The 12803-nt window shown below is 62.7% G+C and carries 14 protein-coding genes; 8 read left to right on the top strand and 6 right to left on the bottom strand.

Going from position 1 to position 12803, the window contains the following annotated elements; translation table 11 throughout:
* Window positions 1-54 precede the first annotated feature (54 nt).
* Window positions 55-1119: an Ldh family oxidoreductase gene (locus AWB78_RS29665; protein WP_062610008.1), complete on the top strand. Its 1065-nt coding sequence runs from the start codon at window positions 55-57 to the stop codon at window positions 1117-1119.
* 171 nt (window positions 1120-1290) lie between these two features.
* On the opposite strand, the gene AWB78_RS29660 is transcribed toward AWB78_RS29665, so the two are convergent.
* The gene (locus AWB78_RS29660; protein ID WP_062610006.1) at window positions 1291-2643 is read right to left on the bottom strand and encodes an MFS transporter; all 1353 of its coding nucleotides are present in this window, start codon (window positions 2641-2643) and stop codon (window positions 1291-1293) included.
* 326 nt (window positions 2644-2969) lie between these two features.
* Between AWB78_RS29660 and AWB78_RS29655 the strand changes: the two genes are divergently transcribed.
* The 4 genes from AWB78_RS29655 (at window position 2970) to AWB78_RS29645 (ending at window position 5987) form a co-directional block, all read left to right on the top strand.
* Complete coding sequence (locus AWB78_RS29655) at window positions 2970-4106, top strand: extracellular catalytic domain type 2 short-chain-length polyhydroxyalkanoate depolymerase (RefSeq protein ID WP_232477937.1); 1137 nt, start codon at window positions 2970-2972, stop codon at window positions 4104-4106.
* A gap of 452 nt (window positions 4107-4558) precedes the next feature.
* Window positions 4559-5098 (top strand): Cache 3/Cache 2 fusion domain-containing protein, encoded by a 540-nt coding sequence (locus tag AWB78_RS29650; protein ID WP_232477936.1) that lies wholly within the window; start codon window positions 4559-4561, stop codon window positions 5096-5098.
* Between the two features lie 310 nt (window positions 5099-5408).
* Window positions 5409-5561, top strand: coding sequence for a hypothetical protein (locus AWB78_RS47780; RefSeq protein WP_198399379.1), 153 nt, complete (start codon window positions 5409-5411; stop codon window positions 5559-5561).
* Between the two features lie 24 nt (window positions 5562-5585).
* A complete protein-coding gene (locus AWB78_RS29645; protein WP_062610004.1) occupies window positions 5586-5987 on the top strand; it encodes a hypothetical protein in 402 nt (133 codons plus the stop codon).
* A gap of 48 nt (window positions 5988-6035) precedes the next feature.
* Here the strand turns inward: AWB78_RS29645 and AWB78_RS29640 are convergent, their stop codons facing one another.
* Complete coding sequence (locus AWB78_RS29640; protein WP_062610061.1) at window positions 6036-6512, bottom strand: outer membrane lipoprotein; 477 nt, start codon at window positions 6510-6512, stop codon at window positions 6036-6038.
* Window positions 6513-6690: 178 nt separating this feature from the next.
* On the opposite strand from AWB78_RS29640, the gene AWB78_RS29635 reads away from it, so the two are divergent.
* From AWB78_RS29635 to AWB78_RS29625, 3 genes are all read left to right on the top strand, one after another.
* Window positions 6691-7446, top strand: a complete 756-nt coding sequence (locus tag AWB78_RS29635) for a hypothetical protein (protein WP_062610002.1) — start codon at window positions 6691-6693, stop codon at window positions 7444-7446.
* 227 nt (window positions 7447-7673) lie between these two features.
* Window positions 7674-8942, top strand: a complete 1269-nt coding sequence (locus AWB78_RS29630; protein ID WP_062610000.1) for a PQQ-dependent sugar dehydrogenase — start codon at window positions 7674-7676, stop codon at window positions 8940-8942.
* The gene (locus AWB78_RS29625; protein WP_062609998.1) at window positions 8939-9256 is read left to right on the top strand and encodes a c-type cytochrome; all 318 of its coding nucleotides are present in this window, start codon (window positions 8939-8941) and stop codon (window positions 9254-9256) included. The genes AWB78_RS29630 and AWB78_RS29625 overlap by 4 nt, the downstream gene beginning before the upstream one ends.
* A 190-nt stretch (window positions 9257-9446) precedes the next feature.
* Here the strand turns inward: AWB78_RS29625 and AWB78_RS29620 are convergent, their stop codons facing one another.
* The 4 genes from AWB78_RS29620 to AWB78_RS29605 all read right to left on the bottom strand — a co-directional run bounded on the left by AWB78_RS29620 (window position 9447) and on the right by AWB78_RS29605 (window position 12658).
* The gene (locus AWB78_RS29620) at window positions 9447-10490 is read right to left on the bottom strand and encodes a PDDEXK nuclease domain-containing protein (protein WP_062609997.1); all 1044 of its coding nucleotides are present in this window, start codon (window positions 10488-10490) and stop codon (window positions 9447-9449) included.
* A gap of 381 nt (window positions 10491-10871) precedes the next feature.
* Entirely contained in the window at window positions 10872-11054 is a 183-nt protein-coding gene (locus tag AWB78_RS29615; RefSeq protein ID WP_062609995.1) for a hypothetical protein, read from the bottom strand.
* 123 nt (window positions 11055-11177) lie between these two features.
* Entirely contained in the window at window positions 11178-11846 is a 669-nt protein-coding gene (locus AWB78_RS29610) for a glutathione S-transferase family protein (RefSeq protein ID WP_062610060.1), read from the bottom strand.
* Window positions 11847-11860: 14 nt separating this feature from the next.
* Window positions 11861-12658 carry an enoyl-CoA hydratase/isomerase family protein gene (locus AWB78_RS29605; protein ID WP_062609993.1) on the bottom strand — a complete coding sequence of 266 codons (798 nt, stop codon included), beginning with the start codon at window positions 12656-12658 and terminating at the stop codon, window positions 11861-11863.
* Window positions 12659-12803: the final 145 nt, after the last annotated feature.

The raw sequence follows: 12803 nt of genomic DNA, 5'->3' as shown, positions 1-12803 counted from the left end.
GTCGGAGAAAGCGATGCGCGGTCCGCTCGATAACCTTTAACCGATGCGAAAACGATGAACGAAACAGTCCGATATCCCGCCGATGAACTCCAACGCTTCGCGCAGGATCTGTTGAGCAGAGCGGGGATGGAAGATCCCAAGGCAAGCGCCGTTGCGAGCACGCTCGTCGACGGCGATCTGATGGGGCATGACACGCATGGTCTGGCATTGCTTGCCGCGTATGTCGGCGAGATCGAACGCGGTTCGATGGCCTGCTCCGGTGAGCCGGACGTCATCTCGGACCGAGGCCCGAGCCTGCTGTGGGATGGCCGGCGTCTTCCCGGGCCGTGGCTCGTTCTCTCGGGCATCGAGACGCTGGCTCCTAGAGCGAGAGAGTATGGCAGCGCGACGTTGGTCATTCGTCGCAGTCACCATATCGCGTGCCTTGCGAGCTACCTCGAAAAGGCCACCGCCGATGGGTTCATGATCGTGCTCAGCAGTTCCGACCCGGCTGTCCAGAGCGTGGCCCCTCACGGCGGCACGCGCGCGGTCTTTACGCCGAATCCCATCGCAGCCGGCATTCCGACCTCCGATACGCCCTTCTTGATCGACATATCGTCGTCGACGGTGACGAACGGCATGACCGCGCGCTTGCACAAAGCAGGGCAACTGTTCGACGAAGCATGCTTTCTCGATGCGCAAGGAGAACCCAGCCGCGATCCCGGCGTGCTCTCGGCTGATCCGCCGGGGACCATCCTGCCGGTCGGGGGCATGACGTGGGGACATAAGGGGTTCGGCATGGCGCTGCTGATCGAGGCGCTGACGGGCGGTCTGGCAGGCCACGGTCGAGCCGACCCTGCCGATGGATGGGGCGCCACCGTGTTCTTGTCCCTATACGATCCGGCCGCTTTCGGAGGCCACGCCGCGTTCGACAGGCAGATGGACTGGCTTGGCGACGCTTGCAGAGATAACCCACCGCGCGCCGGCTTCGCCGCCGTGCGCATGCCGGGCGATCGAGGATTGAGTCGCAAGCGCGAACAATTGCAGCACGGCGTTGCCCTTCATCCGACGATCGCGCCGGGCCTCGAAGCCTGCGCACAGCGCTATGGCGTTCCGTTCCCTGCTGCGCTGACTGAATGATTCGTTTGAACGTGGCTCGCGGTTGCGTCGATCAGGCGTGCCGCGATCTTTGAATAAGAACGAAGCCCGTCAGCGGCGCGTGTCACCGAACTGACGGGCGAATCGGGCGCGATGCGAACGCGAAGAGAATCGCAGATGCAATCGAACGCCCACGCGAGACCTGCTCTCGCTTCAGTTGCTACGGCTCAACGCAGCCGCCGGTATCGGCGCGCGCACGAGCAGCCAATAGCCGATCACCGCAACGCAGGCAACGCCGGCTCCTACGAAGAGCGCAGGCTGGAACGAGTGTGTCTGCTGCACGATGAAGCCTGTGATCACCGGTGCCAATGCGCCGCCGAAATAGCCTCCGAAATTCTGCATGGCGCCGATCGATGCAGTGCAGTTGGCCGGCGCCGCAACGGAAGCCATCGCCCACGCCGCGCTGCTCGAAATATAGAGAAGCAACATCGAGATCGAGATGAAGACGACGGCCAGCGTTGCGTTGTGCGTCAGACCGGTCAGTATCGTGAACACAGCGACGCCCAGCAACGAGGCGGCCATCGGGTACTTCCGGCTGTTGATCGCGGAGACTCCTCGTCTCGCGAGCACATCGCAAATCCTGCCGCCGGAAAGACTGCCCACTACGCCGAAGAGATAGGGAACCGCGGCGACCCATCCCGACTTCGCGATGGTCAGATGCAGCTCCATCTGGAGGTACGTCGGCAGCCACGCGTTATAGAGCCAGAGTACGTAGATCGTGCCGAAGAACCCCAGGAGCATGCCCCAGGTGGTCCCGAATTCGAACAGGCGGCGCCACTCGCGCCAGGTCGGCCGCGTTGAAACTTCCCCGTCCACGTCGGACAGATACGCTCGCTCGCGTTTGGTCAGATCGACCTGATTCGGGTCGCGATGCACGAGGTAGAAGCACAGCGCCACCACGAGCCCCGCGATCCCCATGATGCCGAACATCCAGCGCCATCCGACCGTCAACATGACGACCGTGAGCAACGGCGCCGATATGGCCGTTCCGAGCGTCGACGAGCTGTTCCAGATGCCGGTCGCGGTCCCTCGCTCTTTCTGACCGAACCAGTCGCGGACGACCTTGGCGCTCGTCGGAAACTGCGGCGCTTCTCCGATGCCCAGCACCATGCGAGCAGCGAAGAACTGGCCGAAACTGTTCACGACTCCGCCGAACGCCTGCGCGACGGACCACGTGGCGAGACTGACGGACAACATGACGCGCGCGCCGAAGCGATCCACGAACGCGCCCGCTGGCAACTGCGCGAACGCATAGGCCCACAGAAAAGCGGAAAGCAGCAGGCCCATCTCCCCAATCGAAAGTCCGAGGTCCTGCCGGATGAGCGGATTGGCGATCGACAGCGTCGCGCGATCGATGTAGTTGATGATCCCACTTAGCAGGAGCAAAGCGAGCGCGGAACGTTGAATTCTCCGCACTCTTGCCGAGGCCTTGTCGCTGGTGCCGATGTCGTGAGCGCCGGTGGCATCCGACTGAGGCGCGGTTGGAACGGGGGAGGATTGCTCCATATTCAGTCTCCTGACAAGGTCTGTTCGCTTGGCGACTCTATTTTTCACGCCCGACGATGCGTAATTGCAGCATTGGACTGAGGCACGATATGACTGCATCGTGTAGAAATCCAATCAAATTTCCCGGCAAAGCAATTCCATTTGTTTATTGCTGGCTAAGTGCAAACCCGGATGATCGAGGCACACGGGGATGCCATCGATGGCGGCGCTTCGTGGCGTGGCGTAAGACTTGGGATCGCTCGTGCTACGGGAGCGATTGTTGCGATGCCCGGGCATCGTCCGGTGCATCGCTTTGCCAACTATTTGGCTCCGACAAGGAGACGAGAATGATGACGAAGGCTTTGGTCTTGCGGTTAGCGTCGGCAGTTGCAGCGGCGATCGGCCTTGCTGCGTGCGGAGGGAGTGGCAATTCGGCCGGTTCGGATGGCGGTTTGGGCACATCGGCGAAAGCATCGGCCGCCCTCGCGAGCCCCACCGCGAAGGCGCGGAGTCATTCCGTAAAGCTTCAGCGCTATCAAATCGACCCGGCGAAGGTCTTCGTCGCAGGGATCTCGTCGGGCGGCTTCGCGGCAGTGCAGATGCACGTTGCCCACTCGTCGACTTTCAAAGGAGCCGCTGTCTACGCTGGCGGCGTGTACTGGTGTGCCGCCGCCGGAGGGGCCGCGGCAGCTTTGGCAAATTGTGGCGGCTTGACGCTCCCGTCGAACCAGGCGTCGTACAACAGCACGCTGACGACATCCGAAGCGTATCTGCACGCGCAATCGTTCCTGGGGACCATCGACCCGGCGGCGAATCTGCGTGGACAGCCGGTCTACCTCTGGTCCGGCACGCAAGACCAGGTCGTCAATCCCCGGGAGATGGCCGACCTCGACTCGGAATACCGGCGTTACGGGGCCAATGTTCATTTCGACAACACATATCCCGCTGCGCACGGCTGGGAATCGCCCAATGGCGAACTTCCATGCGGCACGCTCGGCAGTCCCTACATGGTGCGCTGCTCGGCCAATGGCGCGGTCTACGATTCCGTGCAAACGTGGCTGACGCTATTTCTCGGCCCATTGAAACCGCGCAACGACGGAAAGCTGTCCGGTACGCTGTCTTCATTCGATCAAACGGAATTCGGCGCGTCTCCAAACCTTTCCATGAGCCCGACAGGCAGCGTCTTTGTTCCCAAAGCGTGCGCGCAAGGAAGCAAGTGCGGACTCGTGCTCGCTCTCCACGGCTGTCTGCAGCAGGCGTCGCTTATTGGAGATCGTTGGGTGACCGAGGCCGGCATCAACGAGTGGGCCGACACGAACAAGCTGGTGGTCGTGTATCCCGACACGATCGCGTCGTTCGCGCCGGGCCCGATCAACCCGAACGCATGCTTCGACTGGTGGGGCTACTCTAATCAATACGATCCTAACTATGCACTGAAGAGCGGCTTGCAGATGTCGGTGTTTACGCGATGGTGCAGCGCGTGACTGGCCGACCATAGGCCGAAAAAGGCTATCGGCAAGGGATCGGATTGTATTCACGCCGTCGCTGAACGAAAGCTGTTTGCGCTGCCTCTGTTCAATCCGTGGAGCGTTCCTCCCGGCTGCGCGGCCGCATAAAGAAAAGAGAATGACTGATATTTCGATGCGTGGAGTATCACAGAGACACACACAACTCGTAATACAAAACATCTTTATTAGCGATCCGAACTAGCTTCGCCTCGCCCGTTGAACGCGGAAGCGAGAATTCCTCCAGCAAGTTGGGGATGTCTGCGGTGCACTCCATGCCAATTGCCATCGCGGCGATGGTCGTGAAATTAATACCTCGGCGAATTGCAAGCTGTCACTATACTCAAATCGGACTACGGATCGGTGCAGTCAGTCCGTCGTCCTTGGCATGTTGCCGCCAAACTCATCGGCAACGGAAATCGGAGGCCGACATGATGCCAGGCAATGTAAGAGCGGGCTTCATCGGACGCTTTCTAACGCTGGCGGTGTATGCATTCTCAATGTCTATCGTTCTCCCGACCATGAGTCATGCTCAGTCACCGGAGAACGTAAAGCAAGCAATGGCCTTGCTGAAGAATAAGACGGCCAGGTTAGGAGCACCGGCAATCAAGGGAGAGGATGCTGTCGCAGGTAAGCCGGTCCCGGCTTTGTACTTCGGGACCACGAAAATCAACAACAACTTCACGGTGGTCGACGAAGTCAAGAAGGAGATGGGCGGAACTGCCACGTTGTTCGTGAAGAGCGGCGAAGACTACGTTCGTGTGGCGACGAACGTGCAGAAAGACGATGGGTCGCGGGCAATCGGCACTGTCCTCGATCCGAGCGGAAAGGCCATCGCGGCCATTCGCGGCGGCGGCGCCTACTTTGGCGATGCCAACATATTGGGGAAACCCTATATAACAGGCTATGAGCCGATACACGACGCCAAAGGGGCTGTCATCGGCATCTACTACGTCGGCTATCAAAAGTAACTTGCGGCACGCGGCGGGCGCTTCTGATCCCGAGGGATCCGTGGAAGGATCGTCGCCCGTCATCCAATTGAGCGTCGAGCCGCTGCCATTGTCGACGATCACCGTGTAAAGACCCGATAGAAGAGCGGCGCCATTCGCGCGTGCGAGGCCAGGCACGAACGGTCGCATCGGGAAGCTGAATCGCTTTGGCCTGCGAAGTCATGACCATTACGAAAGTGATAGCCACAGCTAGCGCGACGCGGCCGCCCTCACGATCGCCTAACTCTTCCCGATCACACTTCCCTCACACGCTGCAGGAGAGGAGGGAGAGATGAAGATCGAACCGACGCCCATCGCCGCCGCTGCGCTGATTCCCGAAGACGGGGAGCGCGAGGCTCCGCACGACGACACCACAGCACTATCCGAGCCGATGCGTTATGAAGACCTTCTGCCCTATCTGCTTCTGCCGATGGCCGGCGCGTAATGAATCAAACCTCCGGAGCACCCGATGTTCAAGCGAGCAGGCGTCACCTACGAGTTCCATCACATGGGTATCCCGACGGAGGAACCACGCGCAGGCGAACGCTACAGCGCGCAATTTCGCATGTACACGAGCGATGCCGATTGCGAGCTCGTGCGCGTGCAGTATCACCGCTTCGAAGCAGGCAGCACGCTGCCCGAATTGATGCGCACCGTGCCGCATGCAGCGTTCAAAGTGAGCGATCTGGCGAAGGCGCTGGAAGGCCAGGCGGTGCTGCTCGGCCCGTACGAACCGATCGACGGCTTTCGCGTCGCGGTCATTCGGGACGGCGAGGTGCCCGTCGAACTGATCGAGACCGCGCTCACCGACGAGCAGGTCTGGAGCCGCGCGAAGAGCGGCATACGGGCGTCGATCTATCGTCAGGCATAGCGCGCGCGATCGGCCAGTCGCAGAACGACTGACCCGACTAACCGTGCATCACGCCGTCACGCGCGTGATGCCGCCGCTCGACAAGAGACGCACGCGCTGGCCGGCATGAAACATCTCGCCGTCGGCGGCCTGGGTGATCGCGCGAAGATCGCCGTTGTCGAGACGCACGGTGATCTCGAGACCTTTCTGCCGTTCGAGATGATCCTGAACCTGATCGCCCGCGACCGCGCCCGCAATACCGCCGATCACGCCCGCGAGCAGTGAACCATGTCCGTGTCCGACCGCGCTGCCCGCCACCGCACCGAGCAGACCGCCGCCGATCGCGCCGAACGGACCCGGACCGCCGTCGTCGTTCTCGATCGTCACGCCGCGCACGCTTTCCACCGTCGCCATGCGCACGGTTTCTTCGTGCTGGGTCTGCATGCTGCTGTAGACGTCGGCGGAACTGCCCATCGACGCGCAACCGCTCATACCCACCGTGCAGACGACCGCCAGTGCGCATACAGCAATAGTCGATTTGTTCATGTTTTGCTCCCCGGATCGGGCGATGTCTTGTTGGATCGGCTCGCGTTTCGTGCAGCGCGGGGCCATGGAACGCATCGTAAGGACGCTGAATGAGCCTTGAATGAGGGGCGCGACGCGCTTGACCTGCATGATTGAAGCGCTTATACAGGACTCTCACCGCTCGCGACCGGAGTCCTGAATGACAAGAAACGCGATTCCCTTCGTGGTTTGCGCCGTCGCTCTGGCTGCCTGTTCCACCGACGGCTCCAACACACGACCCAACAGCGCCGCCACCACGACGTTGCCGTCCGGCGGCGTCTACCAGGGCTCGCTCAAGGGCAGCACCGCCGAGGCCACGCTGCTCATGCTCTTCGACGGCACCGCCTATCTCTTCTATGGAGCCGCGGGCGGCGCCGGTCTCGCGGGCGTCGCCGTGGCGCGAAACGGCACTCAGTCGGGCGACGGGCGCTTCAGCAGCAATTCGGCATTCGACTATCGCGTGGGCAGAGCGCCCGCGTCGCCCGTGGTGTTCCGCGCGGACTTCTCGCACGCGCCCGCCGTCGACGGAACCATCGCGAATCCGGACGGCAGCGCGGGCCTCGCGTTTTCCGGCAGCGCCGCGCCGATGCTCGACATCGCGCCGAGCCGCGCCAACGCGGGCGGCCTCTACAGCGGACGCGGCATGTCGCTCGGCGGAACGACGCAGACGCGCATCACCGTCGCCGGCGACGGCTATCTGGCCGGCACGACGACATCCGGCTGCATCTTCAAGGGAAAGGTGGCGCCGCACGAGGGCACGAATGCCTACGACGTCTCGGTGACGTTCGGCCCCGCGCCCTGCCCGCTTCCCGACGCGACCGTGACCGGTAACGCGATACTCGACGGCGCCCGTCTTCTCGTTGCGTTGCCTAGCCCGGACCGTTCGAACGTGTTCCTCTTCGACGGCCGGAAATAGATGCCGCACGAAGCCGGGCGCGGCCGGGAAAATTACGCGGTCACTGCTTACAAAAGCGTTTTCTATCCTAAGATTCTTTCACTGCAGGCAGCGTCGCGGCGTTCGCGTCCGGTTGCTTCCCAGGCTGCGCGCTTCGTCGAACGTAGTCGTGTGTTGTTCAGGCAATTTCCAAAACAATCTTGCTTTGCATGAGACCGGACCGGTCGATAACAACAGGAGACAACCAGATGAACGCAACGCTCAAGCTTTTGCCGCTGGCCGTCGGTGCGATGTTCGCCTGCCTGCCGTACGCGAATGCCGCGCAGGACAACGTCAAGACGCTTTCGAACTTCGGTCAGACCGGCAACGCCGTGCCGGCGGAAAAGATTCCGCAAACCGGCCAAACGGCCGACGCGCTGCGCAAGAATCTCGAGCAGATCAAGCTGCCGCCGGGCTTCAAGATCGACCTGTACGCGGTCGTGCCGGAAGCGCGGCACATGGCGATCGAGCCGTCGACGGGCGTCGTGTTCGTCGGCTCGCGCAAGAACCGCGTGTGGCAGGTGACCGATCGCACGAAGCAGCGCGTCGCGAGCGATGTCGTGCAGTTCGCGTCGTCGGTGCCGTTCAAGGTGCCGAACGGCGTCTGCTTCTCGCCCGACGGCGTGCTTTACGTCGTCGAGCAGAATCGCGTGCTGGGATTTCCCGCCGCGCAGTTTTTCGGCGAAGGCGGGCCGGACGTGGCCGCGGCGGTCGTCGTGCCGCAGGGCAAGCTGATCCCGACGCAGTTCGAAAGCTTCAATCACGGCGCGCGCGCTTGCCGCGTCGGGCCGGACAAGAAGCTGTATATCGCGCTCGGCCAGCCGTGGAACGTGCCGCCGAAGGACAAGCTCGCCGAGCTCGACAAGAACGGACTCGCCGGGATCATCCGCATCGATCAGGATGGCAAGAATCGCGAGGTCTACGCGCACGGCGTGCGCAATTCGGTCGGCCTCGATTTCAATCCGAAGGACAAGACGCTGTGGTTCACCGATAACCAGGTCGACGGCATGGGCGACGACACGCCGCCCGGCGAGCTGGATCACGCGACCAAGGCCGGCGAGAACTTCGGCTTCCCGTGGTACGGCGGCGGCAAGGTGCGCACCACCGAGTACAAGGACCAGAACCCACCGGCGGGCGTCGTGTTCCCGCAGGTCGAGTTCGCCGCGCACGCCGCCGACCTCGGCATGTCGTTCTATAACGGCAAGATGTTCCCGCAGAAATATCAGGGCGGCATCTTCGTTGCGGAGCACGGCTCGTGGAACCGCACGAAGCCGATCGGCGCGCGCGTCATGTACGTCCCGATCAAGGACGACGGCACCGCGGGCGAGGCGGAAGTCTTCGCGGAAGGCTGGCTCACGCCGAGCGGCGAGTACATGGGCCGCCCCGTCGACGTGCAGATGCTGCAGGACGGCTCGCTGCTCGTGTCCGACGACTACGCGGGCGCCATCTATCGCATCTCGCATACGGGGGCCAAATGACGCGTGCAATGAGAGTGGCGGCGCTTGGCGGCGTGCTCTTGATGGCGACGCACCCGTCGTTCGCCGCCGGCGATGTCAAGGCGGGGCGCACGAAGGCGGCGCAGTGCGCGGCGTGCCACGGCATCGACGGCATGTCGAAACTGCCGGAAGCGCCCAATCTCGCGGGGCAGACCGAGGAATATCTCGTGAAGGCGCTCAACGATTTCCGCACGGGCGAACGCAAGAACGAGATGATGTCGATGATGGCGAAAACCTTGTCGGACGCGGATGTCGCCAATCTGGCGGCGTACTATCACAGCCTCGGCAAGCAATGACGGCCATGAAGTGTTGCAAATTTGCTGCGGTACAAACCCGATTGCGATTTTTTTTGTTTTAGGTATTGACGCGGGGAGTTAAGGGTTTATACTAAGACCTGTCTCCTCCATGTCTCAACCGATGTGGATTCAAGCCCGCTCATCTGAAGCGGGCTTTTTTTTGCCTGCCTTCCTTGCGCGCGATCCTGCGCTACTTCCCGTCCGGCATCTCGCCGCGCAGTTCGGCCTCGATCTGATCGATCGACGGCAATGTCGTTTCGAGCGACGCCGGCACTTCCCGAAGCAACTGATATTCGGCCACGCCCATCGGCTTGGCGACGCCGCGCAGCGCGTACTCCGCGACGAGCCGGTTCTTCTCCTTGCACAGCAGAAGCCCGATAGTCGGCTGATCGTCGGGCCCTTTCACCTGCGCATCGACGGCGGACAGATAGAAGTTGAGCTGGCCGGCGTACTCCGGCTTGAACGGCGTCGTTTTCAGTTCGACCACGACGTAGCAGCGCAGCTTGAGGTGATAGAACAGCAGGTCGATGAAAAACTCGTCGCCGCCCACGTCCAGCCGATATTGCCGTCCGACGAACGCGAAGCCCGCGCCCAGTTCGAGCAGAAAGCGCGTGATATGGCGCGTGAGCGCCTGCTCGATGTCGCGCTCCTGCGCGTTCTCCGAAAGCCCCAGAAAATCGAAGATATACGGATCTTTCAGCGCCTCGCGCGCCAGATCCGACTGCGGCGGCGGCAGGCGCTCGCCGAAATTCGTGACGGCGCTGCCACTGCGCGCGTGCGCGGCCGTTTCGACCTGCATGACCAGCACCTGGCGCGACCAGCCGTGCTCCAGCGCCTTTTCGGCGTACCAGCTTCGATCCTCGGGATTCTTGACCTTATCCAGCAAGGTGCAGAGATGGAACCAGGGCAATTGTGCAGCAGGCTGCTGCACAAATGCCTCATCCGGCCACGCCTGAGCCAGCGCACGCATGTACTTGAGATTGCGCGGTGAGAAGCCGCGCATATCGGGAAACGCCGACTTCAGATCGCGCGCGAGTTGATCGATGACGCCCGCGCCCCAGCCTTGTTGCTGCTGACGGTCGAGGATGTCGCGGCCGATCTGCCAGTACAGCGTGACCAGTGCCCGGTTCGCACTGGCGGCGGCGCGTTGGCGGGCCCGCTCGACGCGCAGTTTCAGTTCGGCGAGCCAGCGCCGGTAGTCGTCGCCCCACGCGGGCAGCGGTTCGTGGGTCATGCGGTTCCTGTTCGACGCCGGTTGTTTCGGAACGGTCATTATCGGCGGAATCGGTCAGGCGCAACACTCCGCGCATGGAACCGCGCCTCTTCATCGAGGCGCGGCTCCCGCCCGGACACTCGCACTTCTTCTATCTAGTGGTCTCCCCGACGCGCCCCGTGCGCAAGGCAGGGGTTTTCTTCCCGGGCTCTTCGGCCTCGATGCTTTGTAATTTGTCAGGTCTCCCCATCGCGTCCCGCGCGAAGGGATTGCGAATCGCTATCTTTTCCACAGAAAACGTGCACAAGCCTGTGGATATCGTTCTATGTACTAACGCAACACCTTGATTCGACAGCACTTACATCCGACGCCCGGCGATGCGCCCCGTTGGCATCGCCGGACTCAATCGGCATTCGGCATGCAGGACGCGAGCATCGCGTCGACGCGATTCATTTCGATGCTGAACAGCGACTGCGGCGCGGTAGCGTTCAGTTCATCGGCGGCAGAACTCGGCAGCGCCATCGCGATCGTGGCCGTCGCGAACAGCGCAAGGAGCATCGACAGAAACCAGGAAAAGACGACCATCGCCAACCTCGTCAAGGAAATCTCTCGGAATCGGCGCGCGTGAACGTCAGCGCGTGATGTGAAGAGTAGAGCCGTGCGGCGCTTCGCACAGCCCTACGGACGGGGGGACTTGAAGGAGGGTGACTACGGGCGCAGTTTCGGCGCGGGAATGGTCGAAACGTTCTGGGCGAGCGCCGCCGCTTCCTGCGCCTGCATCGCACGGATGAAGCCCGCGCGCTCGCGCAGGCGGCGCCAGTACTGCGCGACCGGCGGCGCGAAGCCTTCGCTCAGGTCGAGCAGTTCCGCGAGCATCAACGCATAGCCGACGGAAATGTCCGCCGCCGTGAAGCGCCCCGCGCACAGATACGGCTGCGCCTCCAGCAGCGGCGCGAGTGTGCGCAGGCGCGCGTGGAACCAGCGCGCGTAATCGTCGACGATTTGCGGCTGCCGGCGCTCCGGCGGCTCCAGATGCGCGTAGCGCAGCACGAGCGTCTGCGGAAACGTGAGCGTCGCTTCGCCGAAGTGCAGAAAGTTGAGATACCGGCCGAAGTCCGCCTCGTGCGGCGCGACGTCGAGCGCGCCGGGCGAGTAGCGCGCCGCGAGATACTGGCAGATAGCCGACGATTCCGTCATGAAGAGCGCGTCGTCCGCGAAGGCGGGAATCGTGCCGAGCGGATTCACGTCCTTGAACCCGCGCGCGAGCACGCGCGGCGGAAACGGCAGCATCTTCAGTTCGTACGGCACGCCGATCTCTTCCAGCGCCCAAAGCGGCCGAAACGAGCGCGCGCTCACGCAATGATGCAGCGTAATCACGTCGATATCTCCGCTCAGCCGAGCCACGACGGCTTGCGCTTCTCCAGGAAGCTGCGCACGCCTTCGCGCCCTTCGTCCGACGCACGGATGCGCGCGATACGCTCGGCCGTCTCGGCGATCAACGTTTCGTCGATGTCCTTGCCCGCGAAATCCGCGACGAGCCTCTTGCACTCACGCACGCCGTTCGGACTGTTCGCGGCGATGCTCGCGGCGATCGCATCGACGCGCGCGTCGAGCTGATCAACGGCGACGGCTTCGTGCACGAAACCGAGCCGCAGCGCTTCGGCTGCGTCGAAACGCTCGGCCGTCACGAAATAGCGATGCGCCGCGCGCGCGCCCATCGCGCGGATCACGTAAGGCGCGATCGTCGCGGGCATCAGGCCGAGCTTCGCTTCGGACAGACAGAAGTGCGCGCTGTCCGCCGCGACCGCGATATCGCACACGGCGACGAGGCCCATGCCTCCCGCATACGCATCGCCCTGCACGCGCGCGATCACCGGCTTGGAACAGGCATAGATCGTGTTGAGCATCGTCGCGAGGCCGAGCGCGTCGGCACGATTCTCCGCCTCCGAATAGCCCGCCATGCGCTTCATCCAGTTGAGGTCGGCGCCCGCGCAGAACGCCGGCCCGCTCGCCGCGAGGACGATGACGCGCACGTTGGCGTCGTCGTCGAGCGCGCGGAAGGCGGCGGTCAGCTCGACGATGGTGGCGTCGTCGAACGCGTTGCGCACATCGGGGCGATCGAGCGTCACGCGCGCAACGTGTCCTTCGATGCCGAGCTTCAGGCGTTGCAGATTCGATGCGTCGGTCATGTGTCGTCTCCTTGATGCGCTCGAATTGAGCGCTGCTCAATTTATCTGTGCCGCGAATGCGTGCTTATCGAGAAGTGTCGATGAAAAGCGAGCAATCGGTCAACTCAATTCTTTGAGCCTGACTCACAAATATGCCCCGGAACAA

The sequence above is a fragment of the Caballeronia calidae genome (assembly GCF_900044055.2).
In the GTDB taxonomy this organism is placed as follows: Bacteria; Pseudomonadota; Gammaproteobacteria; order Burkholderiales; family Burkholderiaceae; genus Caballeronia; species Caballeronia calidae.
Note: the sequence above shows the minus strand (reverse complement) of the source record. Positions and strands in the feature narration are given on the sequence as shown.